Source organism: Acidiferrobacter sp. SPIII_3, from assembly GCF_003184265.1.
GTDB lineage: Bacteria > Pseudomonadota > Gammaproteobacteria > Acidiferrobacterales > Acidiferrobacteraceae > Acidiferrobacter.
Genome location: NZ_CP027663.1, coordinates 1,490,358 through 1,516,803, shown reverse-complemented (window position 1 = coordinate 1,516,803; position 26,446 = coordinate 1,490,358). Strand labels below are relative to the sequence as shown.

Below are 26,446 nucleotides of genomic sequence, written 5' to 3'. Positions count from 1 at the left end.
GGTATTGATAATCATTCCTACATTTAGAACTGCTGCCGCCATACTGAAGATGGCCCCATCGACGCTCTCTAACTGTCTGCACCGGGTCATCACCCGGGTGCGCACGGGCCACACGATCCGGGGCTTGGTGACCCTCGGAGCCGATGAGATCGCGTATTGCAAAGGCCGGAAATATGCCACGATAATCTACGACTTGGACCGCTCCCGTGTGGTGTGGGTAGGTCAAGGTAAGGGGCGCGAGACCATCGACCGGTTCTTCAACGAACAGTTATCGGATGGCCAGAAGCAGCGCATTCGCTGGGCGAGTTGCGACAGGAGCCGCGCCTACACTGGGGCCATTCAACACCACTGCCCGAACGCCACCCTCGTGATCGATCGCTTTCATGTGGTGAAGGCCTTGAACGAGGCGCTTGATGCCGTCCGGAAAGACGAGTGGCCGCGCCTACACTGGGGCCATTCAACACCACTGCCCGAACGCCACCCTCGTGATCGATCGCTTTCATGTGGTGAAGGCCTTGAACGAGGCGCTTGATGCCGTCCGGAAAGACGAGTGGCGGGGACTGGATAAGCGGGGGCGTCAGGCCATCAAGGGGCTGCGGTGGATGCTCGGGATGCATGCACGCAATCGCTCCAAGAAACAGTCGCGCTTCTTAAACGCGCTACGCACCTCCAACCGGCGCATCCATCGCGCTTGGGTCTTGAAGGATGAGTTCGGGCGCATCTGGCATTTCACATATCCCGGTGCGGCGAGGCAGTTCTTGAAGCGCTGGATGACCGCGGCCTTGAGAAGCCGGCTGCCCTCGCTCAAGACCTTTGTGACCACCGTACGGAACCACTTCGACAATATCCTCTCCTTCATTGAACGCCCGCTCACCAATGCCGTGGGCGAAGGCATCAACCGTCTACTCAAGATCGTGAAGAACCGGGCCTCGGGATTCCGCGGTTTGGAGCCCTTCGCTGACCTGATCTTCCTTACGATCGGAGACCTCGATATCCCTGCGCACATTCCTTCCGATTTGCGTACGCTGTGAGGGCAGAGGAAAACACTATGAGGCTAGGGAATCTGCGGGTTTTATTGGTGGGGAGATCCGGATATAGCCAAAAATATCTATCTTTGTTCTTGCTTGCTTCGCTGCCAAGATTAGCTTGAACAAAGACCGTCGTGGCGCGCAAATCATTCGACGTCTCGTTTGCCACGGTCGTCGGAAAATATGCGCAACTGCACGATCCTCCTAAGCTCTTCTTCAGTGGCGGCCAGCATCGCTATGTGCATTATTGCCATCAATGTTTGATAATCCTTTGCATCGCACTCCGTCATCCACTCACATATCTCCGAGACCCTGTCCAACACGCCCCTCTTTTTACTATATGGGTTACTTATATGTATATGCTCTATTCGATCGTCCGCATTGCTACATGAGCTAATGTGACTACCAATGCGTGACACAAACATTGATCGGAAAATGTGCTCCCCATCCTGTTCGCCAAAGAGCGATACTAAATATCGATTGAAGGCTCTGAACGGAATGAACCAGTTCATTACATGGTATGACATCAGGGATATAAGAGCCCGCCTCTCTATGTTGTTATCCAGATACGACCGGCGCCCCAACCATCCGTCATTATCGCCAAACACGCGCGTTGCCGTGCGGAACCTCCGTTCCAAATTTCCCACCCGCGGGAACGAGAAACACCCAATCCTGAAGCGGAGCAATGCCGATTTATAGACTCTCTTTTCGATAACCACTACCCCGTCTCGCCGTTTGACACCGAACGGACGCCTTTCACCATAAAAGCTCCTATTCATATATACTAATCCATCCGCATACAAACTCACCTCCTCAGATGTTGCCCCGAAAAACATATCATTATAGTCAAATACGACATGTGATCGTGACTCTAGGAGAAGATTACAGTCATCTTCATTGGCAAACAACCTCTTCCAGTCGCGTCTGGCGAATAGCCCGACCATATGTTCTCACCTCAAAAGGCTCAGGTATTCTCCGATTCGTGCTGCCTGTTAGCCGGCTCAGTACGAACGCCATTAAAATGAAATGACATAAATGGTGACAAGCTCGCCACCACATTTACGGCCAGACTGTTCGCCAGATATTGCATTACGAGATCGCCATTACGGCAGTCCCTTTGGCGTTGTCCTGGCTCGATAACGGCATTCGTCAATACTTCTCCGTTTCCCATACCTTCAGTATCGCTCGAACCGTCCTCACCACGCGATAACATCTCCCATGCCGGGATGCCGTGAGAGCAACGATTCAGAAACAAGCTTCCATACTCGCCCTCGGAAACCAAATAACTCGGACTCAAAAGACCGCCCGCTACGAATAGATACCAGCCATATTCGCGGGCGGTCGCATCCTCGGTATTTGAGAATGCTTGCACGCCTCGGAAGCTCCGCATTATCGGAATTCCATGATCCCTCCCTCGCTCAATCCCTGAGTGCACTTTATGCGATAATATAGCGGGGTGTTTCTCTCGCCATTCTGTGAATCTCCCTACGACAGTGGCGATCTTGTCCAATATAAGTAGCCTGTTGCGAAATGCGTACGATGCTCCGCGCTCATACCCGTAAAGATACTCCCGCCCTAAGTCAGATGTCCTTGGCGCGCCATAATAGCCCTTGCGGATCATGTCACGCGGTATATCCTCTTTGGCAATATTTCTTTCCACCATTTTCTCGCCAACCTCAAACGTAATATAGTCCGCTATAGGACCAGCCCCCATGTGTACGATTGCGACTATTTGGCCCTCTGTCAGTGTTCTTCTGAGGTTCGGGTCGCTATTGACTATGCTCCGTACTATGCGTAATTCTACAAAATGGCCATACGCCACACCATAGCTAGCAAGAACTTGCCTCTGCACCTTCTCCGGTAGCCAGGATAGGTTGCCCAATTCGATCTGCTTCTGTTTGGTGGATGATCGCGCTCGCCGCAGCCCAAATTTGTGCTCGCCAGGTAATACACGCGGCGTCCTAAGAGTCTCTTCAAGATCGTAAAATATCTGCCTCGCAGTGCGGGAGTCAATACTGTCAATATGTGCGTCTAGGGCAGCCACAAGAAAGGCGTCAGACGCATCTGGCATCGCAGCCGGATATATGTAACCTCCACTTCCCACTGTCGTGGCCAACAAGCCAGACGGCCATCCGAATGTCTTCATGGATGCATCTGGATACACATATAGTGTAGCACCGAGAGACGGCAACGCGGCTATATCTAACAGCTCAGGAAGGAGCGGTGAGTCAATCAAATATTGCGCAATAAGTTCAGGGGTGAACATGACAATATCTTTTCCATTACGGCAGCGGACTGACACATACCGCACATCGTTGATGTTTCTGTATGTCAATGGCGTACCCCTTTAAGCTGATCTTTTTTCTCAGTGCCCCGTGCTTTGGTAACGACGGAGACCGCGCGTCCAGATGCCATAGGCCACGATACTGGTCGCCAACGCCATGAAGAGCGTATAGGCGAAGGCCCCCAAATTAAGCGGCGACTTACCGAGCAAAATCCGCCCAGGGTAATAGCTGACCGCCGCAAATGGCACGATGTAGGTCAGGGCAAACTGCACGGTTTTACCATAGGCGCTCATCGGAAACTTGGCGATCTCGGCGATGTTATTGACAAAGAACGGCACGGCGCTCGTGGGTGTGGGCTCCCAGAACACATAGCTGTTCGCGGCCAGATTCACCGCAGAGACTATGACCGTGCCGCTTATGAGCGCGCAGCCAAAATACATAGCGTGCGCGACGTCCCAAGCCAGATGAAGATGAGCGCTGCTGACCATAACGAGCGCGACACCCAGGAGGCCGGTCGCCGCGCCTTGATGGAAGTTTGATATTTTAGTCAACACCACAAGCAGGGGTGGGGCCGGGCTTAGCAAGACGCGATCAAAGGCCCCATGACTTACGAGCGTCCGTAGGGTCCAGGGGCCCGCCGCAGCAACATCGGCGATGCCTTGGGGTATCAGAATCATGGCAAACAGAAACGCGACCTGCCACCGACTCCATCCGGCAATGGCCGGGATGTGCGCAAAAAGCGCCCCCAGGAAGATCAACCCCGTGACCTGCTTGAGCGCTGAACCGAGTACCCCAATCCAAAAATCCCCCGGAAACTCGAACTGCGAGCGAATGTGCAGGAAAATGAGCCTCACATACAAGGAGATCCAGCGCTTCCAGTCCTTCATAGGTTAACCCCCAAGGACCGTGAGACGCGTTAGGCCGACCGACCACACGGCCCTCGCCAGCAACCACAAGACCACTACCCAGGCGGCCTGCGCGGCAAGCGCCGACAGAGGCGCTACGTGCCCCAGGTAAACGGACAGCGGGATGTAGACGATCGCCTCAAATGGCGACCACGCAGCGACCGTGGCAAGCGCAGGCGGCAACAATACGAGCGGGACCACGGCGCCCGACAAGACATCCGTAACGGCGTTGCGCAGCCAGACAAGGCCCACGATGTTTTCCGTCCAAAGCGACACTGCGGCCGTGAGATAGCTGATCAAAAACTTTACCACGAACCCTAGCACCACACTCACACCGAATGCCGCACCGGCTTCGACCGACACTGGCGCTAACGGGCGCAGAAATATCCCCGCCAGCACAAGCATGGACGGGATACTGAAGAGACCATCGGCCAGAATGCCGCCCACGACCATCGCCAGACGCCCCTTCTGGAGATCTATCGGCCGAATCAGTTCCATCAGGATTTCGCCGGTGCGTACCCGATTGAAGAGCTGGGTCTCGACCCGAAACGTCAGCAGCCCGTTGATAAGGAAAGACCACACCAGATAGGTACGCATCTGCCCCCAGTCGAAACCGCCGACGCGATGGACCGACGAATAGGCTTCGCGCCAGATGGAATACGGAATGACAAGCCAGGCGAGATTGCCGAGAAAGGCAAACAGGGCCGTTCGCCGGCGCGCCATTCCATCCAGGAATGCCGCGCGCACCAGGGCCCCATACGATGCCATATTCGCTGTCAACACAGTCAGCCGTCCTCGTACTTCAACTCGCCCTTATACAATCTTCGGATTACGCCTTCAGTGTCTGGCCCACCCAGCCGCAGATCTTTCACGGGGAACACCGGCAGCAGCACATGAATCAGACGCGCTGAGCTCACCAGTCGGCTATCAAACTGGATCTGCAGGCGATAGGCCCCATCGGCGACGAGTGAGACGTTTGGGTACGACGCCAGCAGTCCACGAGCGGTGAGAACGGCGTCGGGCACCGCCGTGGAAAACACCAACTCGATCAGATGTTCGTGCCCAAAGCGCGCCCGCACCGCCTCCAGGCTCCCGTCATAGACGATTCGCCCACGTTCCATCATGACTAGGCGGTCACATATTTCGTCGATATCACCGATGTCATGCGAGGCCATCATAAGTGTGACGCACCTCTCATTACTCAGTTTTCGAAGAAACTGCCGTACGTCGTTTTTGACGGCGACGTCGAGACCAATGGTGGGCTCGTCCAGATAAAGGATGGGAGGTTCGTGCAACAATGCTGCCGCGAGGTCGCAGCGCATCCGCTCGCCAAGAGAGAGCTGACGGGCTGGTCTTTCGAGTAAACCTCCGATCTCAAGGACAGAGACCAGACGATCCATAGTGTGCTCGAAGGCCGCCCGGTCGACCCCGTACAGCCGACGAATCGTCTCCAGAGACTCGATGACCGGAAGGTCCCACCAGAGCTGCGTGCGGTGGCCAAATATCGCCCCTATCTGACGATTGTTCTCGATCCGGTCGCGCCAGGGAACGAGGCCGTCCACGTGCACGCTTCCAGACGTCGGAGTCAACACACCGGTCAGAATTTTCAGAGTCGTCGATTTGCCAGCACCATTGGGGCCCACGAATGCGATGCGCTCCCCAGCCTCCACCCGTAGACTGACGCCATGCAGGGCCACGATGTCGCGCCATCGCGGGCGCACGACGTGGCCCATGGCACCCGCAAGACCTGGAGCCTTGTTCGGCACCCGATACACACGGACCAGATCCGTTACCTCGATCATCCACTGCCTCCCCGTACGCCTCATGGGCTCCTGTCAGCAGCCGCGCAACTCTCCCCGCACAGGGAACTAATTATCGAGGCGCTCCGGCCGTTAGAAACCCAGCGGCTGCCCGTCACAGATCCTGTTCAGACTCCAGCTTAATCCCCATCAGCAATTCGGCTCAGATCCTCTCGCAACTGGCGAGAGAGAGAGCAGCCCTCACGCGGCGGTATGTGACGAACACTATCAGAATGCGCTCCTTTTACATATTTACGCTGTCTATATTATTATCGCGCGCGATAATCACGCTGCTCCTAAACCCTTGCTCTCGTTCGAGCCTCCCGCCTCTCGAACCCAATATATGTGCCCATACCTGAACGACGTTGATCTCATGGCCATTATCTTTGACAGTGTCTTCGATAGCTTTTCGTCCTCCAAACAAAGCCCATCTGGCACGTAAATACCAAGCCTACCATCTGCCCCAATTTTTCCCTCACTGATCCGCCGCAATCCCCCGATGCCCAACTTTTTTAGCTCTAAGCACAAGCTCACACTTAAGCACGCTACTTGATCTTGCGTAGGATCCTTATACGTGTTGACCGCCATCCAGTGTTCTATAGACTCTACGAATTGGAAGCTACGCGATTCTGTCGCCTCATCATGGCGGGCCTGGCCCCCACATTCCTCAGTGTCCTCAACCGACACTGGTGACGGCGCTTCCCCCAATCCCACGTGAATCTGCCCGCCTCCGCCAACAACGACTGTCCCTGCCATCCCATCCATTTCTATCCAGACCCCGTCCGCGACATGCGCGAATATCGCAACCACCGACGTGACGCAGGGAATACCTAGCTCGCGTGCAAGAATTGCCGCATGCGAAAGCATTCCTCCTTGTGATGTTATGATTCCTACACAGTCATCTATCTGGCTCATCATTTCTGGTATAATATAGTCACACACTAAGATCCCACAAAGTCGTTGCCGATCGGCGGCATCAGTCGCATGCCATGATTCTCTCCATAGGCGCGCGACTCCGCTGCATCGTCCAGGCGCAACAGGGTTCCCAGTGAGACTAATGATCTCACGGTTGGCTGCCTGTCCAATATCATTAAGTGATAACTTGACGTGCTGCTGTTTCCATGGATCTTCAATATCATTTTTGGCACTTTCAAATATAGACGCACCCGTCTTTCTCGTGATACCACGGACGTCGACAGTTATTTGCCGAGCCTGAACTATCCAGATTCCATTGCCGTCTATAGCCCACTCGATGTCTGCATCCATGTCAAGTATTCCGCAGACTCTAATGCATGCGTCCGCCAAGTGCGTTATATCATGTTTCGATAGAGCTATGTTTTGACGATAAAAATCTGGAGTCTTGTAGACAACCAATGGCTCGTCCGCACTTCCGTATAATACCTTCCACGCACCGATCGCGTGCTCCCCCAGCGCTAGGTCGTGAACATCAGACGGGAAAATTCGCCCGTCCAGCCATGAGCGGTTGCATGCCAACACTGTGATATCCTTCCCACCAATTACCTCATCCTCAATCGTTATGTCCGTATGGTCTGTTTTACTTACATACAGTATTACCCTATCAGGACTCACTAGACCATGAAGAATTGTTACGCTAAGACCCCACGTGCTTTCAATAATTATGCGATACCCGTCTACGTCCCGTTTTACGAACGCGACCCCAGCTACCTTTGCGTCGATCAAGGGTTCCACAATCAACGGAGTGGCACTGGTGGCATGTGCACCACCATCTATTTCTATAGCCGCCCGCACTACCTTATTAATGGCCTCTAGAAGCGCCTCTGTGCGGTTCCATGCAGGGACAGATTTATACTTACCGGCGCCTGAACGGTGGACCGTATCCTCATATATGGACGACGAACGTACAATCACGACGGGCGCATCACCAAGTTTCTCCACGGCCTGTCGGATATGCGATGTAAGTCTCTTCGTCGTTATTGTATAAGCTCGCCGTCGGCCCATTTTACCAGTACGCGCAACGTGGATCGGTCTGGCGGGAATTACGAACGTAATCGGAGCGTGAATACCGTGTTGCAGTAAGCGCCATATGTTGTAGGCTTTATTGCCGACCTCTTGCGGCAAAATATTAGCTGCCTCCGCTAGATTGATCATTGGCTGACAAAGCGCGGTAATGTGGCACGGAGCCTGAGAAGGCGCAATGCCATAGGGACACCCACTAATGCAGCAAAGCGAACAGCGCCAATAATGTTTAGCGAAGCGCTTGTGTCCCAGTCAATCGTGTGGATCCTGATCCTGTAGCCACTCAAATTGACCAAAGACAGGATTCGGACATCTATTTCTAGGCCGCCGCGTAAGGTCCCCGCCGGCGCGTTTCTAATGACATTGATCGGAAAGAATTTGATGCCACATTGGGCGTCCGATACGTCAAGAGAAAACAGGACGCGAGCGTACGTGTTATATACGCGACTTATAAATGCTCTATACGGGCATGTCCTATGACTTCGCTGAGCTATAACACACGCGTCGTTAGCCGCCATAATGGCCATTGTCCGTATGTCCGATGCCATCACACTTTGTCGATAATCACCTAGATCCCCATCAATGAACCCTATTCTATCTGCCACGCACCGGCTAAATCCCAGGAGTAACGCGCCTGCCTTTCCTATCGGCTCCGTGACAACAATCACACGAATCTGCACAGCTTTTAAGCTGCGTGCGGCCTCCTGCGCCTCGTCGGCCGTGTCATCGCTGCTCCCGTTTGTCACTACGATCACCTCCGCTTGTAGGTCAGCGAGCGCACAGCTTACGGTCTGAAGAGTCTTGTATATGAAATCTCCGCCATTCTTTACAGGAACCACAACCGATATCTTCGGTGCTACATGCAATTTTGGAGTCGCTTCAATCATACTCGCACCTCCTTACGTTCCTCAGAAATGCAGCCCACCCAATATTAAAATTTAGAAGATAAGGTACATGGATGACATGTCGAAAACATTGCGGTTCTCACCGGGCTAGCTCTGCAGTAAAATCTATCGTTGCACAGCCCCCTTTAGAGGGAATGGCACTTACTTAAGCCCGTAGCACTACAAATGCCCATATCTGCGTACTTGTTCACGGGCCTCGGCGCGAGGCATTTTCAGCCAGGGATAAGGCTTGGGCCTTCGTTTTCGCGCCCGTGGTTCGATTCGTCCGGGCCGATTGCCGACGGTGAGTTGTGCGATGAGCCGGAACAAGGTGTCCGGATCAGCGCCCAGATCGACACGGTGCGTGGTCCATTCGGTCCACAACTGCACGGTATGCTTGAAACTCAGTTGCCGCGGATGAACGCTGGCATCGAGTGCCGCTTGCGCCATCAGCAGACGGATCAGGTTGTAGGCGAGCAGATGCACCCACAGCTCCTTCTCGACCATCCGCGGCGTGAGGCAGCGCAGGACGTCGACGCCGAGCGTGGTTTTGATGTTGCGCAGGTCCAGCTCCACGTTCCAGCGTTGCGCGTACAACCGGTCGAGGGCGTTTTTTCTGACCTGGCGCGGATTGAGCAGCGTAGTGACCAGGATTTGGCCGTCCACCATGACTTCCCGTACCGTCAATGCGTCGGGAAATTCCGCGTATTGCTCTGCGCTCATCCACTCGGGCCGGGTCTTCGATTTCGTCCAGCGGACGAGGTGATCGCGGGCCCCAAGCGAGACGCCACGCCGAAAGTCCGTATGGCGCGCGCCGTTCTGTTCAAACAGCACGTCCACACCGGCTGCCAGCATGGTCGCGACCAAGAAGTAGTTGCAGTAGAGCGCATCGGCGAGCATCACATCGCCCGGGGAGAAGGCGGCGCCGAGCGTGCGCAAAAGCCCCAACTCGCTGTTGCCTTTGCCGGCCTGCGGGCCGATCGCCGCATCGATCACGGCGCCGGTCGCGAGACAAATCACCCCCACGACACGCGCCAATGGAAAGCCGACCCCCGCGGCCTGGCTGCTCGGCTGCGGATAGCAGGCCTGGTTCTCCGGCGTATCGGGCATCGAGATCCCGGTGCCGTCCACGAGCTTCACGTGCCGTCCGCGCCAGCGCCAACCCGCCTTCGCCCGCGCGCTTATGAGTTCACCGACGGCCTGCGTCAGGCCGGTCACCATGGGCACCGGCAAGCGTTCCCGTGCCTTGCAGTAGGCGCCTGTTCGGACGCTCTGGACGCTCAAGCCCTCGGCGCGGCGTTGCGCCGCCCAGCCGTTGACCGCCTTCTGGCACGAGCCATCGGCATCCAGCGCCTGGCGCATGAACATTGACAGCGCCACCGTCGGCGGGTACAGCCGCTCGCGATGCTCCGGCAGGTGCGCCTCCGTCACTTTGAGCAACTCAGGGCCGGTAAGGAGGTTGAAAAAGCCGACCGCATCGACCCGCTGTGCGCGTCGGCTAATCTGCTGTCGATGTTGCTTGGAATGAAACTTGGCATTACGCTCTCTCAAGGTTGGCCTCGGGGTTGGTCCGGTGGATGCCTGGTAACAGACATCGTACCAATCCCGGTCAACCTACCTCATAACTTTCAAACGCTTAGCCCCGCGCGCTCAAGTCGCTGCGGCTTAAGTAAGTGCCATTCCCTTTAGAGGGGCTGTGGAACGCCATTCCCATGCAACTTATAAACGTGCAGATCCATGCATGGAACAATATCGTCTACGCAGTGTTTGACGGGTGGAGTTTACGGCGTTGTGACGCTGTGTTCCGACGGCCTGATATACTCCGACTTTCAAAAGTTATAGAGATCGGTTCATTTGGGTCCCGCCTATCACCTGTCCCGGCGCCTATGCTATCAAGTAATACGCGAATCTTGCCTTTTATGACACCGCCACCTGTGGATTCCGTGCCCATTTTTGATACCTCCTTTAGCCCATAAAAAGCCGACTGTTTGGTCTGGCTCATCTACAACGTGCGATTACACCATTGGTCTCCGTATTATGCTACTAAGAATGTATTGCCGAATTATGTCGGAATTACCTCCTACGCCCGTTGTCTGGGATTCTGCGTGAGCACCCACCTAAACTAATAGCAACGCACGCTGATCGGTAATGGCGACAATAGGCCCATTCATGTGATACATGCCTAGGCAGCATAAGCAATGACCAAGCAAAACGTGTGCCATAGCTTTTATAAGACATTGGGTAACAGTACATATCGTGACGAAGGCGTGATTTTTCAATGAAGTAGGCAGAAGGGAGAGCCCTGCGCAAGGCCTTAGGACGCAAAAAGGCCTGCACTGTAAGGGTGCGATGTGCTTAGAAGTTGGGCGGAGGGGCCACGGCCCTCTTTTATGGTCTCCCGAAACCCCGCTATCTGGTGTGGTTGGCGTTCGCCCCGTTTATCGGGCTAGCGCTGGTCGGTATCGTGGCGGCCATCGCGATCCCTCAGTTCATGCGCTACTACCTCCCGCCCGTCCAGCCCCAAGCGGTTCTAAGGTGCCGCGTGAAAATAAGTTGATCAATTATTTTCCCTTCAGTACCGGAAAGAGGGCATAGTTCCAGTCGCCGTGAAAGGGGCCCAGCTTGAGATTGAGCGCACTGAGTTCCGCATCCGTAACTGAGTTCCGCATCCGTAACCTTGATACCCACAGGATAATGGGCACGATCCAGTTCGGCGCGGATTTTCAAGCCAGCTTGTGTGGTCGTATTGGCAATCAAGTTGATAATGACTTCGTGACTCACCAAGGGGCGGCCCCGCCAGTTCTGGGTAATATGACAGAACATGCGATGCTCGATCTTGTTCCACTTGCTGGTGCCCGGTGGGAAATGACACACATGGATCGGGATACCCAAATCTCACCAAGGGGCGGCCCCGCCAGTTCTGGGTAATATGACAGAACATGCGATGCTCGATCTTGTTCCACTTGCTGGTGCCCGGTGGGAAATGACACACATGGATCGGGATACCCAAATGCGTGGCCAACTCCTGCAACGCCACCTTCCACAAACGGCAGCGGCTGCCGTTGCTACCGCCCCCATCGGCGGTGATCAAGAGTTTTTGGGCATGGGGATAACGCTTACGACCCATCTTCTGCCACCACCGGCTGCAACGCCACCTTCCACAAACGGCAGCGGCTGCCGTTGCTACCGCCCCCATCGGCGGTGATCAAGAGTTTTTGGGCATGGGGATAACGCTTACGACCCATCTTCTGCCACCACCGGCCGATGGCTTGGACCGCGAATTGCGCCGTATCATGACCGATGCCGACACTGACCCAACCCTCGTTCTGACTGAGGTCGAATACCCCATATGGAACGACCTTACCCAGCAGCGGGTCTGGGAAGTCGTGCACATCGACTTCTTCTGGCTCGCCTTTGGGCTGCCACTCGCGTCCGCCGTTTTTGAAGGGACCGACGGCCTCCTTTTTCTTGGTGTCCACTGAGATCACCGGCTGACCGCTTTGCTGAAAGCGCCGCACAGTGGCGTTGATATATTCAAATTGGGCATTACGATCCGGGTGGGAACCGCCTTCTTTCGTTTTGCGGTTGCTTTGTAAGCTATACCCGGCCGCTTTCAGCAAGGTGCCCACCGACCAGGCGCTGATCGGGTGTTTCTGTAAAGTAAGGGCTTCCGCCAGACTGCTCGTACTCTTGCAGGTCCAACGCAAGGGCGACATGGGGTCTCCCCGCGTCATCGGATCGACCAGACGCTCCAGTGCTTGCGTTAATCCCGGATCGGATTCGGTCAAGCGTTTGCGCCCGCCGCCGATCGCGCGCACGCGGGATGTCACTTTGGCTCGAGGGTTCTTTTTGCGCGCCGCGATCTCCGCCAACCCTTTACGAATGGTATTGCGCGAGAGCCCCGTGGCGGCACTGACGGCACTCAATCCTCCCCAACCGTAGGTCTGCGCTTCCGTGGCCGCCCATTGCCGACGCATGCGTCAGGCCATCAAGGGGCTGCGGTGGATGCTCGGGATGCATGCACGCAATCGCTCCAAGAAACAGTCGCGCTTCTTAAACGCGCTACGCACCTCCAACCGGCGCATCCATCGCGCTTGGGTCTTGAAGGATGAGTTCGAGCGCATCTGGCATTTCACATATCCCGGTGCGGCGAGGCAGTTCTTGAAGCGCTGGATGACCGCGGCCTTGAGAAGCCGGCTGCCCTCGCTCAAGACCTTTGTGACCACCGTACGGAACCACTTCGACAATATCCTCTCCTTCATTGAACGCCCGCTCACCAATGCCGTGGGCGAAGGCATCAACCGTCTACTCAAGATCGTGAAGAACCGGGCCTCGGGATTCCGCGGTTTGGAGCCCTTCGCTGACCTGATCTTCCTTACGATCGGAGACCTCGATATCCCTGCGCACATTCCTTCCGATTTGCGTACGCTGTGAGGGCAGAGGAAAACACTATGAGGCTAGGGAATCTGCGGGTTTTATTGGTGGGGAGATCCGGATATAGCCAAAAAAAGGCTCTATCCGACTTTCCCCACGGTATCGACTTGATAATCAGGCAGGGCTGATGGGTGTGGCGGCGTAAACGGGCCAGGGTGGGATAGGCGTTAGGTGGGGTGATATCTGTCGGGGCGTACAAGGGCTTGCAATGGAGGGTAAACACAGGTCTCCTCTCAGTTGTTGACCAGTCATCGACAAAGAGAGGAAACCCAGAGCCGCCTGACGTTGCTGGCGAAAATACACCGCCTGAAAGACCTAAAAATCACCGCCTTCTCATTCCAACAACGCGATACGGAACGCCATCTCTGGGTCAAGCCCTTCAAAAACGGTTGCCGCTGCCCAGTGTGTGAGCGCCGCTGCCCAATCGTGCGCCAGGCCCAGGAGGCCCGATCCTGGGAGGACGTAGCGATCTTGGGCCGCAAGACCCTGTTCTGGTATGCCCCCAAGGAGATCCTCTGCCCGACCCATGGGCTCGTGCAGGAGAAAATCCCCTGGGCCGCCCTTATGCCCGCATCACCTATCGCCTGGAGTTTCGGATCTGCGCGCTCTGCCAGATCATGACGCAAAAGGCAGCGGCCGCCATACTGAAGATGGCCCCATCGACGCTCTCTAACTGTCTGCACCGGGTCATCACCCGGGTGCGCACGGGCCACACGATCCGGGGCTTGGTGACCCTCGGAGCCGATGAGATCGCGTATTGCAAAGGCCGGAAATATGCCACGATAATCTATGATTTGGACCGTTCGCACGTCGTGTGGGTGGGGCGGGGTTTGGGGCGCGAGACCATCGACCGGTTCTTCAACGAACAGTTATCGGATGGCCAGAAGCAGCGCATTCGCTGGGCGAGTTGCGACAGGGGCCGCGCCTACACTGGGGCCATTCAACACCACTGCCCGAACGCCACCCTCGTGATCGATCGCTTTCATGTGGTGAAGGCCTTGAACGAGGCGCTTGATGCCGTCCGGAAAGACGAGTGGCGGGGACTGGATAAGCGGGGGCGTCAGGCCATCAAGGGGCTGCGGTGGATGCTCGGGATGCATGCACGCAATCGCTCCAAGAAACAGTCGCGCTTCTTAAACGCGCTACGCACCTCCAACCGGCGCATCCATCGCGCTTGGGTCTTGAAGGATGAGTTCGGGCGCATCTGGCATTTCACATATCCCGGTGCGGCGAGGCAGTTCTTGAAGCGCTGGATGACCGCGGCCTTGAGAAGCCGGCTGCCCTCGCTCAAGACCTTTGTGACCACCGTACGGAACCACTTCGACAATATCCTCTCCTTCATTGAACGCCCGCTCACCAATGCCGTGGGCGAAGGCATCAACCGTCTACTCAAGATCGTGAAGAACCGGGCCTCGGGATTCCGCGGTTTGGAGCCCTTCGCTGACCTGATCTTCCTTACGATCGGAGACCTCGATATCCCTGCGCACATTCCTTCCGATTTGCGTACGCTGTGAGGGCAGAGGAAAACACTATGAGGCTAGGGAATCTGCGGGTTTTATTGGTGGGGAGATCCGGATATAGCCAAATTAATGTAGGGATTGAGGTGGTCCCGGTTAAAGATATTGATCAAGGGCGCCCACCGCTGCGGGATATGGCTATAGCCCAGGTGCTTGCGGACGATGGCGCCGTTCTTGCTTTCCACCAAGGCATTGTCGTTGGAGTGCCGGGAGCGGGATTTGGTCAACTCGACCAGCAACTTATTGAGTAATTGGGCGACGTGCTGGTTGATGTACTCGGAGCCGTTATCAGCATGGAACCCAAGAACGATAAAGGGAAACTGTTCCAGCAATGCCTCGAGCACCGGGATCAGGTAACGCTCGCTAACTTTCTCCACGGAACAGACGATCTCGAACTGGGTCACTTCATCGACGGCATTGACGTGGTAAACCCCTTTTCTACCGTCTAGGTCACCCTGATGCACCGTATCCACACGCAGATAACCTGGCTTACCCTCGGGCCGCGGTGGGCGACGTTCACCGATGCGAGAGACACAGGCGTGGGTCTTCTCGAAGTGACGGCGTACGGCACGGTAGGAGGCACCGTGTCGTAAGTTGTAGAGGTGCGCCACCGAGATACCGGCCAAGCGCTGGTATTCGGTTTGCCCAAAGATCATGTAGGCCCGTTCACAGAGCTTCTTGGTGGCCGGCCCTGAGAGGGTGGCATGTAACTCATCGGTATACGCCAGCAGCCGGATGTCCTCGCGGGTGTATCGGCAGGCAAACCCGTTCACGGTACGTGGGCATCGCTGCAGTTTGCCGGTCTTTAGGGAGCGCCTGACGAGCCGCTTGATCTGGATACGGGAATAGCCGCTGATCTTCTGCAAGAAGCTGAGCAATAGCCCCTTGTGGACCTTGCTGAGTTGCCGGTAACGGAAGCGGATCAGCGTCTTCTGTATCCAGACATAGCGGTCTTCCTGGGTGTCGATAACCAGATCCACAGCCCCGATCCCGGCAAGGAATAGCCGTACCTCGTCTAAGGTCTTGATATGCGCGTCATTCATGATGGTTTTCATCCCTCATCATGAACAGGAACCAGGTCGGGTTCAGTATCATTTCATGTTAGAAACAGGCCCTCCCTTCAGTATCACCTCATATTGGACAAGGCTGAGAGTTGACCTATGACGCGGTGCGTAATATGCTTGGCGAACGATGATCCGCTCCTTCCGCGATGCCTGGACCGAGGCCCTCTTCAATGACGAGGACGTCCCGCGATTCCGAGCCATCGAACGGGTGGCTCGGCGAAAGCTCCTGTACCTGCATCAGGCGCAGCGCCTTGAGGATCTGAAGGCCCCGCCGGGCAATCGGCTGGAGGCCTTGAAAGGTGACCGTAAGGGGCAGCACAGCATTCGCGTCAACGATCAGTGGCGGATATGCTTTCGCTGGCAGGACGGAGATGCCTGGGATGTGGAAATCGTGGATTATCATTGAGGTGATGCATGACCGCCAAACGCAAGCGACTTGAGCCGATTCACCCGGGCGAAATCCTGCTCGAAGACTTTATGAAGCCTCAGGACATCAGCATCAATCGGCTGGCCCGTGACATTATCGTTCCACCGGGCCGCATCAGCGCCATCGTCAACGGCAAACGCGCGATCACAGCCGATACGGCCCTACGCCTCGGCAAGTATTTTGGTGTCTCGCCACAAATCTGGATGGGTTTGCAGGTGGAGTACGACCTGCGGGTCGCCGAGCGTACGATTGGCGATGAGATCGCAAAGCGCGTGCAGGAACACGCGGCGTAAGGAGGGCGCGACCCACGACTAGCCCACGCACGCCGCCACGTCCCGGTAGCCAATATCCTCCTGCTCTCGCAACGAACACGCTGCCAGCAGCACGAGACCCGCGGCTTCGTCCGTCACGTACCCGCTTGCCACGATAACGACGCGAAGGCCAATCCGCAGGGCATCCGTGGCGGGACTCGGATCATCACAGGGGTCGCGGGCGATATGGACTCGCTCTCGCTCCGTAAGGCAGATCCGCGCACGGCCGATCGTTATGATCAGCCTATCCCGATCGGTGTCAACGACAGGAATCAATGCCAGCTGGGCGGCACGCGCCGTATCCTGGATGACCTGAAATGCCGGGTCCCGCTCCCAATGGCGAATCAGCGCTTGCGGGTCTGGGTGCGCCACCTGGAAGCACACCCCACGGGCCTGCGCTGCTGTTCGCGTAGATCCCGTGGAATGATCGATTGAGCGACTCATGAGTGAGACACAGTGTTGGAAAACAGATAGAGAACAACGACGCCTACCACGATGAGTAGCATGCCTATGATTGCCGGGAGATCGAGAGCTTGCCCATAGAAAACCCACGCGATTAACGCAATTAGGGTAACTCCAGCGCCCGACCAGATTGCGTAGGCCACCCCAATCGGAATTGTCTTGAGTGTGAGCGACAGAAAGTAGAAGGCGGACGCATAGCCAATGACAACGATTGCCGATGGCCATAAGTGCAAAAATCCCTCTGATGCTTTCAAGGCGGACGTTCCGATGACTTCGCTAACAATCGCCACGGTGAGAAATATCCACTGCATTTGCGTGCTCCTCAGTATGGAGACACCCAACGCCGACCTAACCTGCGAGATGCGAAGCGCCGACGTAGCGAGTCAGGTTGCCGCTGTGTTAGGACGCCACTGAGTTGTTGATGAAAGCTTCATTAAATGGAATTTCTGCTTGGTATTCGTGTAATGCTGCATATTGCTCAGGAGTTCATCCGCATGAGGTACGATTGCGGGAATAAAAGACTCCCCGGCGTCGAATGTGTAGAAGCGCGCAGCTACGTGTTGTGGATGTGAGTTCTGTTCTGTCCCGCCGCGCCCTACCGTGACGCTCCGGAAGCCGGAACGCGCACCGAGGATCTCAATGGAGGGCGACACATATTTCGATAGGTCACACTCAAAATCGAAGCAACAATGGGCAATATTGGGGCGGGATATGCTAATTTTAACCATGAATTCATTTCCTTTGTTCTGCATGCGGCTAATGTGGATTCGGCCGGAGTCAATGTCTCCAGGCGCGTCGCGACATTCCCCCCTGAATCGACCATACATTTCGGCCTTGGCCGCGCGTCTTCTATGATCTGGTCACAAGGCCGATATTAGCGAGATGAGTCAGTTCGGGCAATCTCGCACCAGCCCCGGTCGAAGGTGAACGTCCGCGCACGGCCAACGAGATCCTGTATCTTGAGTATTCGAGCGTTCGCGGAATCAATCGCCTGTTCGACGACGTACAACCAATAGCCAGCACCACGCTCCCGACCACATTCGCACTGGGTATGCGAAAGCCCTACGGGCCAATCCTGTAAATATCCCTCGGAAGAGCGCGCGTATTCTGGCGATTGTGGTCACCTGGTTTTGACGTGATGCGCTGGTGGGTGATGTTTTAAGCGATCTGATCACGAGCCGTCAATGGGGCGCGGACCTTGCGCATCGATTCGCCCTTCAACTCGACCTTGTGGGCGCTGTGGACGATGCGATCGAGGATGGCGTCGGCCAGCTGCGGATCGCCCAGATACTCATGCCAATGGGTGACCGGCATCTGGCTTGTGAGGAGCGTGGCGCGCACCCCGGCCCGGTCGTCCAGGATCTCCAGGAGATCGTTGCGATCAGGGGCGGTCAGCGGTTTCAGACCCCAATCGTCCAAGATGAGCAGATCGGTCTTGGCAAGCTGCGCGAGGCGCCGCGGGAAGCTCCCGTCCCCGTGGCTGATGCGCAATTCGTCGAAGAGCCGGGGCACACGCAGATAGCGCACGGTGAGCCCCGATCGGCAGGCCTGATGCCCGAGCGCGCAGGCAAACCACGTCTTGCCGGTGCCGGTCGCCCCGGTCACGATCACCGCCTGGCCGTGACGAATCCAGTCGCAGGACGCCAGACGCCCCACGAGCACCCGCTCGAGACCGCGGGCAGCGCCCGTGGCAAGATCCTCGAGCGTGGCGTTGTGTTTCAGGCGGGCGAGCTGTAAAAGGCGCGTAAGCCACCTTGGCGGCTTAGTCGCCACTGGGGAGGGAGGCCAGATCGCGCTCTTCTTCACCGGCGTCCGCCACGCCGGCGAGAATCTGGCGGTGGTGTTACGCCACCGCGCGGCCGACCTGCCGGCCCCGATCCAGATGTGCGATGGCCTGTCGCGCAACGCCCCCGAGGGCTTCGATACGGTGATGTCCTCGTGTCTCGCGCACGCCCGGCGTAAGTCGGTCGAACTGATCGAGGCCTTCCCGGACCAGGCGCGCTTCGTGCTCGAGACTTTACGCGAGGTCTATAGTACCGAGGCGCACATCAAAGCCGAGGGTCTCACCCCCGAAGAGCGGCTGGCGCGCCACCAGGCCGAGAGCGATCGGATCGCAAAAACCCTCGGCCGCAAAGCCGCAACCGGCGCCGCGCGGCTCTCGCCAAACCTTTGGCCTGCCGTTTGCCATGCCTTTGGCGAAATCGCCCCTTCTCCGTATGCCGAACCCCTTGCGCCCCGATGCGCCACCGCTGTCACCATGCATCGCGACGTCATCCACATCATCACATCAGGTGCTCGGCCACATCCGGAGTTTCTCCTTCGCACACCAACCGGGAGGGGCGGCCATTCGACAACATGCCGCTCAAAACGATCGGCATATCGCGCATCGCGCGCGGTCTGCGCAATGTCTTGAACATCCGCAACGGCCACCGGTCGCACCATGCCCAAGACCGCATGTCCGGCGCAACGGGCCACCCATCCCATTAGACGCTCGCCCGGCATTGACAGCCCCTTTGATGCGGTGTTAAAAAAACCACAGGCGATTATTCCATCGTCTGCGTAGTAATCGATCCATCCATATAGACACGGACAATGTCAGCAATCAATGCAAGGAGCTATTCATGGACAACACGCATTCCATCAGAGAACTCAGCCAGGAAGAGATCGCCCAGGTATCGGGGGGCGCGAGTGTTGGCGTCAGCGTTGATGCGGTCGGCATGCCGATCGTAGGCGTGGGCGTCAGCACCACGGGTATCGTCACTCCCACGCTCTCGCTGGTCGGTACTGCCGTCGGCGGCGTGCTCGGAAAACTCTGAACAGGGACGTGTAGCACTGGCCGGCCGCACGCCAGCGAGGGTGCGGCCGGCAACGCAAGCTGCCAGCGGAGGGCGGCTTGCGTCTCCACTCTTGGCTCGGCGGAGGATCACAGGCCGTCGCCACGCGGCGCGCGCCGCACATCCACCGCCGATACCTGAGCTTCGGACGCGAGGCCAAGCGTCGCGCGATCCTTAGCAACCCGTCATAGACGAATGCACGACTCGAAATGCGCCCATGGCGGGCCGGTTCAATCTCACCCCCGGAGCCGTCGGTGCGCACATAACGCATGACTCCCGCAAATGCCCCTCCTCCCCTTTATCGTCGGCAGGCGCGAACCCGCGTCGAATCGTCCTGGATCGGCACGATCACGGTGCGTGCTCCGGCAAGTCATCGCCTATTGGCTTGGTCGGCGGCCCTTTTTGCCCTGACCCTTGTGGCGTTCCTCGTTTTCGGGCGCTATACCAGCCACTTGAAGGCGCGCGGTACCTTGGTGCCTCGTGGTGGAGTGTTGTCTATTCGCGCACCGCTCACCGGGACCGCCACGCATCTCATGGTCCACCTGGGTCAGGACGTCACCGCTGGGCGGCCGCTATTGACCGTCTCGCAAAGACCGTTCAGCCCAGCGCTCGGCCCCGTCGACCGGATCATCCGGGATTCACTGGTCGACGAACGCCGCCTACTGACCCGCGATATTCAGCGCGACGCGTCGCTTGCAATCATACAGCGCAAGACCCTGCAGGACCGCCTTCAGGACCTGCGCGCGCAGTACGCGCAAACCAGCCGCGAGCTGCGTATCCGCGCCCAGGACATCGTCGATACCAGGCGCGTCCTGAAGGATTTCCTGAGCGTCCAGGCCCGCGGCCTGGTGTCTGACCCTATCCTCGAGCAACAGCGCCTCGCGGTGTTGAATGCCCACGCCCAATGGGCGCACGTGGCACGTGAGCGCCAGGCGCTCGCCGACAAACTGCGTGCGACACGCCATGAGCTCATGGCCTTGCCGCTTACCCGCGCACGCCATGAGTCGCGCACCGAAGCGCACCTCCAGGCGATCCGTCGCGCCATGGCACAGGCTTTCGCCAACCATACTCTCACGGTGCTCGCGCCCCGTAGCGGTGTGATCGCCAACCTCGCCGTCCATGTCGGACAGGCGGTGACCAAAGGCCGTACGCTGCTGACCATCGTCGGCCGCCATGACGCACTCATGGCCCGGCTCCTGGTGCCCGCCACGGCGGTCTCTTTCCTGCATCCCGGATCACCAGTTCTCCTGCACTATGCGGCATTTCCATACCAGGAGTTTGGCGCCTTTCACGGTACCGTAAGGAGTGTGTCCTATAGCGCGCTCACACGCAGCGAATCACGGCGCATCGCCTGGCACCCGAATGCCAGCCCCCTTTATCCCGTGCAAGTGGCGTTGCGGCGCACCGTCATCACGGTCAACGGACAGCGGCGCCCTCTACGCCCGGGGATGCCGGTCACGGCCGAAATCCCCCTAAGCCGCCAACGCCTCTTCCAGTGGGCCATCGACCCCATCTATGGCCCTCTCCAGACCGATCACAAAGCGGCGCATCGTCCGCCCCCCGCCACCCGCACCGTCGCGATCGCGGCACCGGCTAAAGTCATACCCCCGCCACCAGGGCCGCGGTCATGAGACCCGCCGAGCTTGCCGGTCATCTGCGCCTTGGGTTCCGGCGACCGATGCCGACCATCCTTCAGTCCGAGATCTCGGAATGCGGCCTGGCGTGTCTGGTCATGGTCGCGGCCTTCCACGGTTATCAGAGTGATATCGCCACCATGCGCCGGCGCTTTGGGGTCTCTCTGAAGGGCACGGGTCTTGGGCGCCTGATGCAGATGGCGAGGGACTGCCATCTCGATGCCCGCGCCCTACGCATCGAGCCTTCGGATTTCCATCACCTGCGGTTGCCCTGCATCCTTCATTGGGAGATGAATCACTACGTGGTGCTCGAACGACTCACCAAGCGGGGCGCCGTCATCCGTGACCCCGCGCGCGGGGCCCGCTTCGTATCGCAATCGGAGATCTCGAACGCCTTCACCGGAATCGCCCTGGAACTCGTTCCCGCCCCAGACTTCCGTCCGGCGACACACAAGACCCCGGTCTCCTGGCGCACCCTGATCGGGCCGACCCGCGGGCTTGGAGGCGCTATCGCACGCGTCCTGGCGCTGTCCTCGACCTTGGAGATCCTGGGCCTCCTGGGGCCGTTTTTCATGCAGTGGCTCATTGACCGTGTCCTGGTCATCAATGACCACCACCTACTCACGTTGCTGGGCGTTGCCTATATCGCCGTCACGATCTTTTCCGCGCTCTTTTCCATGGCGCGCTCGTGGGTCGTCATTCACGTCAATGCCATCGTCGGGTCGCAATGGGCCACCAACCTGTTTTCCCATATGATGCGGTTGCCGCAGACGTTCTACGAGAAACGCCACATCGGCGACATCGTATCGCGCTATGACGCCATCCGTAATATCCAGAAAACGATCACGACCCATTCGGTGTCGGCGCTTCTCGACGGTGTCATGGCCGTGGCCATCGTCGTCGTCCTCGCCGTCTATAGCGTGAATCTTACGATTCTCGTGTTGACCGTATTCCTGCTCTATCTCACCGCGCGCTGGGTGATGTATCAGCCGCTACGGGACGCCACCGAGCGCCATATCCACGCCCTCGCAAGACAACAGACCTATCTACTGGAATCCCTGCGCGGCACTCGATCCATAAAGCTCTTCAACGGCGAGGGCCGGCGAGCCGCGCAATTTGCCCACCTCGTCGTCGACTCCACGAACGAGGATGTCCGCGTCCAGCAATTGAGCGCGCTGTCCCACGCCAGCCAGCAGTTTCTGATGGGCGTGGGGCACGTGGTGGTCATCTGGATCGCGGCGCTCATGGTCATGCGCGGGGCGTTCACGGTGGGCATGCTCGTGACCTACTCGCTTTTCGCGAGCCAATTCCTCACCCGCGGCGACACACTCGTGAACATCGTCATGGAGTTCCGGATGCTGCGTCTCTACGGCGAACGCTTGGCCGACCTTGCCTTGACACCGCCCGAAGAGGCCATCGAGGGCGCCTATGCCGGACCCGATCCGGGCCCGCGGCTCACAGTCAGCGGGCTTGCGTTTCGCTACGCGCAGTCCGACCCCTGGATCCTGCGTCACATCGACCTCACCGTCGAGCCCGGAAGCGCGGTGGCGATCGTAGGCCTCTCGGGCAGCGGCAAGTCCACCCTGGCCAAGCTGCTGCTCGGCTTGATGACACCCACCGCCGGCGAGATCTTGCTCGGTGGCATCGACATTCGCCAATTGGGTCTCGCCCGCTACCGCCGCATGGTCGGCTGCGTATTGCAGTCCGATCCCCTGTTTGCCGGCACCATCGCCGACAACATCGCCTTTGGATACCCCGACGCGTCTCTCGACGATATTGTCACGGCCTGCCAGCAGGCCGCCATCCACGACGATGTCATCGCCATGCCCATGGGCTATGAGACCCTCGTCGGCGACATGGGATCGGTGCTGTCCGACGGGCAAAAACAACGCATATTACTCGCGCGCACCCTCTTGCGGTGTCCGCGGCTCTTGATCCTGGATGAGGCCACGAGCCATCTCGATACCCTTCGCGAGCAGACGGTCAACGACCACCTGCGCGCCCTTGGAGTGACGCGTATCCATATCGCCCACAGGCGGGAAACGATCGCCCAGTGCGATCATATCTATCGCCTCGATCAGGGCGTTCTCACGGCCGTCTCCCGGGACAGCTATCGGCAGGACGAGGTACAGCTTGCCACCGATGCCTGAGCGCATGCGCATCCCGGGGGATCGGGCTCAAAGGCCCCAAGGGCCGCGCCGCGTGGGATACGCGCTCGTACTCGCCTCGCTGGTCATGACCGGTGCCGGCTCGGCCGCCGCCCACGGGCGATCCGTCACCCCCGGTATCCTCGATGACCCGTGGGGGCTCATGACCCGCATAGCGCCGCCCGGGACCTACAGCCCGGGGCGCCATCACCTGCCGCGGATGCGCATACCCAAGCGACCCCCGCGCGCCCTGTTGGCCGATTTGCGCTCCCTGCCCGCCCTCACCGCCTGGGCCCTGCGCCACAATCCGCGCACAGCCATCGCCTGGCAAGAATGGCGCGCCGAGGCCGCGGCGCTCGGCGTGGCCAAGAGTGTCTGGCTCCCGTCCGTAAATGGCGTCTTCGCGGCGCAACGCAGCGCCACCATCGTACGTGGAACCGCGGCCTCCGTGGGCCCGGCAAACGGGCTATACAGCACCTTGTCTCTCGACGAGGTGCTGTTTCATTTCGGATACCGCCGTGCCTATGTGGCGAAGGCGCGGGCCGCCTTCCTCGCGGCACGCTATAACGTCGACGATACCATTCAGCAAATTGCCCTGGCGGTGGCCGATCGCTACTATGACCTAGCCGAAGCCCACCAGGACGTTGCGATTTACCGTTACGATGTCCGAGAGGCCCGGCGCGTCTATATCGCCGCCCGCCGCCTGTATCAGGCCCACCTAAAGCCCATAACCGATCTCGATCTCGCCAAAACCCTATGGGCGCAGGCACGCGCCAGCCTGTCCGAGGCCAGGGGGCTCGAACGCGTGCGCCGCGGTGAACTCGCGCAGGCCGCCGGGCTGCCCGTGGGCACCCCGCTGAGCGTCGTTTCCCTGCCGGCCCCCACAGGCCCGATTCCTGACACCATACGACACTGGCTTCAGGCGGCGCTCGCCCACAACCCGTCACTGCTCGCCGACCTCGCCCTTGCGCAAGAGGCGCACCAAGCGATCCGTCAGGCCGCCGCCCAGGCGCTTCCGTCGGTCTCCCTTCTTGGGAGCGCGGGCAACGACGAGTTTCCCCATGGCCCCGATGAGAACAACTTTTCTGTCGGACTTCAGGTCAACGTGCCTTTCAATATCAACTTTGCGAACACTTATCGTATCGAACAGCAGCGGGCCACGTACCGTGTCGCACGCGCGCAGACACGCGACCAGACGCATCGGGTATTGCTGGCGGTATGGCAGGCCTACTATGGGCTGCAAAGCAGCATGCGTGCCTATCGGAGGGCGACGATTGCCACGATCAGCGCGCGACGCGCGCTCTCGGGCATAGGTACGCAGTATCGTATTGGCCTTGCCAATATGCTCGACCTAACCTCCGCGGAGTCCGATTTGGTCGCCTCCCGCATAACACAGCTGCGCGCCCTCACCGATTATTATCGATATCGGGCCGCACTGTTTCGCGATTCCGCCATGATCCCTCGCGCAGCACCGAGATTACACAGGCCTCGATAGAAGCACCCTCATTCCCCGCAACCCCGGATCGACACGACGCCACGGCAATAGCGGCCATCACGCCGTCCGGGGGGCCTATCGGGATATTCTTCGAATATCCGGGTCAAGCTCCGACGGCCTGCCAGCCACCCCCCGGCCGTCAATGGCGCCCGCACCTTGGATAGGCCGGCGCGGGCGGCGGCGGAGGCGGGACATCGCCAGCACCGGTGCATGGGGATGGACTCGCACCGGAGTTTGTCGAATCCGCGCGTACCCTTACATGGGTATCGCTCAGTCCTCGTGGGCGCGTCGCCCGCCAACGGCCGCATTCACACCAGCCACAGGGCGTAACCCCATAGCCCCGCGCCCAGGGCCGCCGCGACACCGGCAGCGACAAAGAGCCACCTACGGCCGGTCAGCGCCGTGATCGAGGCGAGCGAAATGGCGATCTGGATGAAGATAAGGCTCAAGGCCATGCCGTTGTGAGGCCGATCAAGCCGCGCGGATTCCCGGTCCGCATGTCGTGAGCGCGCTTCCAGGGCGTCGGCGCGGGCCTTAATGGTCACCTTTTGCGCCGCGTACTTGGCGATCTTCTCGCGAAACAGGTTTGCCTTCGAAGACGGCAAGAGGGCCAGGGCCAGCTGCATGATATGCGCCTTGGTGCTGACCGCCTGGTAATAGCTCCACTGATCGGTCGCATGGGTCTTTTGCAAGATGGCCTCGTTTTTATAGAGGAGCACCTCGTTCATGGTGCGCGTGCCCTGGTAACTCACGATCGCACCCAGGGAGGCGAGGATGGCGGTAAAGATCGCCACCCACTGATTCAGGCTATGGGGCTTGTGAGGGCCGTGCGCGGCCTCTTGGACGAACTCCTCATGCGGCGCATGGGTATGGACTCCGTGCTCGGTCATACGATCTCCCATCCGTTGATAAAACACACGCCTACCGACAGCCCGCGTCCCGGAACACCGGTCCATGGGGTGAGCAGCCTTCAAATAATGGGGTGTTATGCCCCCGCGCCATCGCGCCGACCCCGGCGGATTGGGCCGCGCTCGGATCTCTTCACGGGCTCAGGTACGCGGCCTAGTATACAGGCCGCACCCGGCAAGGCATCGACCGGTATGGTCCACCCCATGTCACTCCTTGGACCTGACCCGCGCCCCCAATCGCCGGGGCGTTGAGATCCGTACAGATCCACCCCTGGCCGCCTGCTGTCCGATCGGAGTCGGCCTCTATGCCGCCC

The 26,446-nt window shown here is 58.5% G+C and carries 24 protein-coding genes and 3 pseudogenes; 12 read left to right on the top strand and 15 right to left on the bottom strand.

The window, feature by feature from the left end; translation table 11 throughout:
• The first annotated feature begins 49 nt into the window (after positions 1 to 49).
• Positions 50 to 532 carry a transposase gene (locus C4901_RS07600; protein ID WP_145960662.1) on the top strand — a complete coding sequence of 161 codons (483 nt, stop codon included), beginning with the start codon at positions 50 to 52 and terminating at the stop codon, positions 530 to 532.
• Positions 414 to 1,031 (top strand): transposase, encoded by a 618-nt coding sequence (locus tag C4901_RS07595; RefSeq protein WP_110136812.1) that lies wholly within the window; start codon positions 414 to 416, stop codon positions 1,029 to 1,031. The genes C4901_RS07600 and C4901_RS07595 overlap by 119 nt, the downstream gene beginning before the upstream one ends.
• A gap of 961 nt (positions 1,032 to 1,992) precedes the next feature.
• On the opposite strand, the gene C4901_RS07585 is transcribed toward C4901_RS07595, so the two are convergent.
• From C4901_RS07585 to C4901_RS18870, 9 genes and pseudogenes are all read right to left on the bottom strand, one after another.
• Complete coding sequence (locus C4901_RS07585) at positions 1,993 to 3,363, bottom strand: RtcB family protein (RefSeq protein ID WP_145960661.1); 1,371 nt, start codon at positions 3,361 to 3,363, stop codon at positions 1,993 to 1,995.
• Between the two features lie 30 nt (positions 3,364 to 3,393).
• On the bottom strand, positions 3,394 to 4,200 hold the full coding sequence (locus C4901_RS07580) for an ABC transporter permease (protein WP_110136809.1): 807 nt from the start codon (positions 4,198 to 4,200) through the stop codon (positions 3,394 to 3,396).
• Positions 4,201 to 4,203: 3 nt separating this feature from the next.
• Complete coding sequence (locus C4901_RS07575; protein WP_168185623.1) at positions 4,204 to 4,986, bottom strand: ABC-2 family transporter protein; 783 nt, start codon at positions 4,984 to 4,986, stop codon at positions 4,204 to 4,206.
• A 17-nt stretch (positions 4,987 to 5,003) separates the two neighbouring features.
• On the bottom strand, positions 5,004 to 6,020 hold the full coding sequence (locus C4901_RS07570; protein ID WP_168185622.1) for an ATP-binding cassette domain-containing protein: 1,017 nt from the start codon (positions 6,018 to 6,020) through the stop codon (positions 5,004 to 5,006).
• Between the two features lie 282 nt (positions 6,021 to 6,302).
• The gene (locus C4901_RS07565) at positions 6,303 to 7,934 is read right to left on the bottom strand and encodes a PEP/pyruvate-binding domain-containing protein (protein WP_168185621.1); all 1,632 of its coding nucleotides are present in this window, start codon (positions 7,932 to 7,934) and stop codon (positions 6,303 to 6,305) included.
• A 209-nt stretch (positions 7,935 to 8,143) separates the two neighbouring features.
• Positions 8,144 to 8,902 carry a glycosyltransferase family 2 protein gene (locus C4901_RS19300; RefSeq protein WP_110136805.1) on the bottom strand — a complete coding sequence of 253 codons (759 nt, stop codon included), beginning with the start codon at positions 8,900 to 8,902 and terminating at the stop codon, positions 8,144 to 8,146.
• Positions 8,903 to 9,079: 177 nt separating this feature from the next.
• Positions 9,080 to 10,450 carry an IS4 family transposase gene (locus tag C4901_RS07555; RefSeq protein ID WP_110135584.1) on the bottom strand — a complete coding sequence of 457 codons (1,371 nt, stop codon included), beginning with the start codon at positions 10,448 to 10,450 and terminating at the stop codon, positions 9,080 to 9,082.
• 1,107 nt (positions 10,451 to 11,557) lie between these two features.
• Positions 11,558 to 12,004: pseudogene (locus C4901_RS19295) on the bottom strand (hypothetical protein); the annotation flags it as partial.
• Positions 11,970 to 12,876 (bottom strand): annotated as a pseudogene (locus C4901_RS18870) (ISAzo13 family transposase); the annotation flags it as partial. The pseudogenes C4901_RS19295 and C4901_RS18870, both read right to left, overlap by 35 nt.
• Between C4901_RS18870 and C4901_RS07535 the strand changes: the two are divergent.
• The 3 genes from C4901_RS07535 (at position 12,875) to C4901_RS07530 (ending at position 14,847) form a co-directional block, all read left to right on the top strand.
• Positions 12,875 to 13,333, top strand: coding sequence for a transposase (locus C4901_RS07535; protein ID WP_110136802.1), 459 nt, complete (start codon positions 12,875 to 12,877; stop codon positions 13,331 to 13,333). The pseudogene C4901_RS18870 and the gene C4901_RS07535 sit on opposite strands and share 2 nt — an antisense overlap.
• A gap of 240 nt (positions 13,334 to 13,573) precedes the next feature.
• Complete coding sequence (locus C4901_RS18525; RefSeq protein WP_240611844.1) at positions 13,574 to 13,954, top strand: hypothetical protein; 381 nt, start codon at positions 13,574 to 13,576, stop codon at positions 13,952 to 13,954.
• Positions 13,849 to 14,847 carry an ISL3 family transposase gene (locus C4901_RS07530; RefSeq protein ID WP_370445976.1) on the top strand — a complete coding sequence of 333 codons (999 nt, stop codon included), beginning with the start codon at positions 13,849 to 13,851 and terminating at the stop codon, positions 14,845 to 14,847. Before C4901_RS18525 ends, C4901_RS07530 begins: the two co-directional genes overlap by 106 nt.
• Positions 14,848 to 14,888: 41 nt before the next feature.
• On the opposite strand, the gene C4901_RS07525 is transcribed toward C4901_RS07530, so the two are convergent.
• Positions 14,889 to 15,905, bottom strand: coding sequence for a DDE-type integrase/transposase/recombinase (locus C4901_RS07525; RefSeq protein ID WP_110136800.1), 1,017 nt, complete (start codon positions 15,903 to 15,905; stop codon positions 14,889 to 14,891).
• Positions 15,906 to 16,041: 136 nt separating this feature from the next.
• Here C4901_RS07525 and C4901_RS07520 point away from each other — a divergent pair, with 136 nt between their 5' ends.
• Positions 16,042 to 16,320: a type II toxin-antitoxin system RelE/ParE family toxin gene (locus tag C4901_RS07520; protein WP_110136799.1), complete on the top strand. Its 279-nt coding sequence runs from the start codon at positions 16,042 to 16,044 to the stop codon at positions 16,318 to 16,320.
• Positions 16,321 to 16,328: 8 nt separating this feature from the next.
• Positions 16,329 to 16,634, top strand: coding sequence for a HigA family addiction module antitoxin (locus C4901_RS07515; RefSeq protein WP_110136798.1), 306 nt, complete (start codon positions 16,329 to 16,331; stop codon positions 16,632 to 16,634).
• Positions 16,635 to 16,652: 18 nt separating this feature from the next.
• On the opposite strand, the gene C4901_RS07510 is transcribed toward C4901_RS07515, so the two are convergent.
• From C4901_RS07510 to istB, 4 genes and pseudogenes are all read right to left on the bottom strand, one after another.
• Complete coding sequence (locus C4901_RS07510) at positions 16,653 to 17,024, bottom strand: hypothetical protein (RefSeq protein WP_145960660.1); 372 nt, start codon at positions 17,022 to 17,024, stop codon at positions 16,653 to 16,655.
• Positions 17,025 to 17,092: 68 nt separating this feature from the next.
• Positions 17,093 to 17,425, bottom strand: coding sequence for an SMR family transporter (locus tag C4901_RS07505; protein WP_110136796.1), 333 nt, complete (start codon positions 17,423 to 17,425; stop codon positions 17,093 to 17,095).
• Positions 17,426 to 17,497: 72 nt separating this feature from the next.
• Positions 17,498 to 17,842, bottom strand: coding sequence for an EthD family reductase (locus tag C4901_RS17275; protein WP_145960659.1), 345 nt, complete (start codon positions 17,840 to 17,842; stop codon positions 17,498 to 17,500).
• Positions 17,843 to 18,272: 430 nt separating this feature from the next.
• A pseudogene (gene istB / locus C4901_RS07500) lies at positions 18,273 to 18,863 on the bottom strand (IS21-like element helper ATPase IstB); the annotation flags it as partial.
• A gap of 88 nt (positions 18,864 to 18,951) precedes the next feature.
• On the opposite strand from istB, the gene C4901_RS07495 reads away from it, so the two are divergent.
• The 5 genes from C4901_RS07495 to C4901_RS07475 all read left to right on the top strand — a co-directional run bounded on the left by C4901_RS07495 (position 18,952) and on the right by C4901_RS07475 (position 25,224).
• Positions 18,952 to 19,527: an IS66 family transposase gene (locus tag C4901_RS07495; RefSeq protein WP_240611843.1), complete on the top strand. Its 576-nt coding sequence runs from the start codon at positions 18,952 to 18,954 to the stop codon at positions 19,525 to 19,527.
• A 208-nt stretch (positions 19,528 to 19,735) separates the two neighbouring features.
• Positions 19,736 to 19,930 (top strand): Blp family class II bacteriocin, encoded by a 195-nt coding sequence (locus tag C4901_RS07490; RefSeq protein ID WP_110136793.1) that lies wholly within the window; start codon positions 19,736 to 19,738, stop codon positions 19,928 to 19,930.
• A gap of 287 nt (positions 19,931 to 20,217) precedes the next feature.
• A complete protein-coding gene (locus C4901_RS07485; protein ID WP_110136792.1) occupies positions 20,218 to 21,579 on the top strand; it encodes an HlyD family secretion protein in 1,362 nt (453 codons plus the stop codon).
• Complete coding sequence (locus C4901_RS07480) at positions 21,576 to 23,732, top strand: peptidase domain-containing ABC transporter (protein WP_110136791.1); 2,157 nt, start codon at positions 21,576 to 21,578, stop codon at positions 23,730 to 23,732. Before C4901_RS07485 ends, C4901_RS07480 begins: the two co-directional genes overlap by 4 nt.
• Positions 23,725 to 25,224, top strand: a complete 1,500-nt coding sequence (locus C4901_RS07475; RefSeq protein WP_110136790.1) for a TolC family protein — start codon at positions 23,725 to 23,727, stop codon at positions 25,222 to 25,224. Before C4901_RS07480 ends, C4901_RS07475 begins: the two co-directional genes overlap by 8 nt.
• A 308-nt stretch (positions 25,225 to 25,532) precedes the next feature.
• Here the strand turns inward: C4901_RS07475 and C4901_RS07470 are convergent, their stop codons facing one another.
• Positions 25,533 to 26,114 (bottom strand): DUF4337 domain-containing protein, encoded by a 582-nt coding sequence (locus C4901_RS07470; protein WP_110136789.1) that lies wholly within the window; start codon positions 26,112 to 26,114, stop codon positions 25,533 to 25,535.
• Positions 26,115 to 26,446 lie beyond the last annotated feature (332 nt).

Coding starts and splice junctions, on each gene's coding strand:
- C4901_RS07600 (WP_145960662.1), top strand. CDS start 50: ATGGCCCCATCGACGCTCTCTAACTGTCTGCACCGGGTCATCACCCGG.
- C4901_RS07595 (WP_110136812.1), top strand. CDS start 414: ATGCCGTCCGGAAAGACGAGTGGCCGCGCCTACACTGGGGCCATTCAA.
- C4901_RS07580 (WP_110136809.1), bottom strand. CDS start 4,200: ATGAAGGACTGGAAGCGCTGGATCTCCTTGTATGTGAGGCTCATTTTC.
- C4901_RS07575 (WP_168185623.1), bottom strand. CDS start 4,986: ATGGCATCGTATGGGGCCCTGGTGCGCGCGGCATTCCTGGATGGAATG.
- C4901_RS07570 (WP_168185622.1), bottom strand. CDS start 6,020: ATGATCGAGGTAACGGATCTGGTCCGTGTGTATCGGGTGCCGAACAAG.
- C4901_RS19300 (WP_110136805.1), bottom strand. CDS start 8,902: ATGATTGAAGCGACTCCAAAATTGCATGTAGCACCGAAGATATCGGTT.
- C4901_RS07535 (WP_110136802.1), top strand. CDS start 12,875: ATGCGTCAGGCCATCAAGGGGCTGCGGTGGATGCTCGGGATGCATGCA.
- C4901_RS07525 (WP_110136800.1), bottom strand. CDS start 15,905: ATGAAAACCATCATGAATGACGCGCATATCAAGACCTTAGACGAGGTA.
- C4901_RS07520 (WP_110136799.1), top strand. CDS start 16,042: ATGATCCGCTCCTTCCGCGATGCCTGGACCGAGGCCCTCTTCAATGAC.
- C4901_RS07515 (WP_110136798.1), top strand. CDS start 16,329: ATGACCGCCAAACGCAAGCGACTTGAGCCGATTCACCCGGGCGAAATC.
- C4901_RS07505 (WP_110136796.1), bottom strand. CDS start 17,425: ATGCAGTGGATATTTCTCACCGTGGCGATTGTTAGCGAAGTCATCGGA.
- C4901_RS17275 (WP_145960659.1), bottom strand. CDS start 17,842: ATGGTTAAAATTAGCATATCCCGCCCCAATATTGCCCATTGTTGCTTC.
- C4901_RS07490 (WP_110136793.1), top strand. CDS start 19,736: ATGGACAACACGCATTCCATCAGAGAACTCAGCCAGGAAGAGATCGCC.
- C4901_RS07485 (WP_110136792.1), top strand. CDS start 20,218: ATGACTCCCGCAAATGCCCCTCCTCCCCTTTATCGTCGGCAGGCGCGA.
- C4901_RS07480 (WP_110136791.1), top strand. CDS start 21,576: ATGAGACCCGCCGAGCTTGCCGGTCATCTGCGCCTTGGGTTCCGGCGA.
- C4901_RS07475 (WP_110136790.1), top strand. CDS start 23,725: ATGCCTGAGCGCATGCGCATCCCGGGGGATCGGGCTCAAAGGCCCCAA.
- C4901_RS07470 (WP_110136789.1), bottom strand. CDS start 26,114: ATGACCGAGCACGGAGTCCATACCCATGCGCCGCATGAGGAGTTCGTC.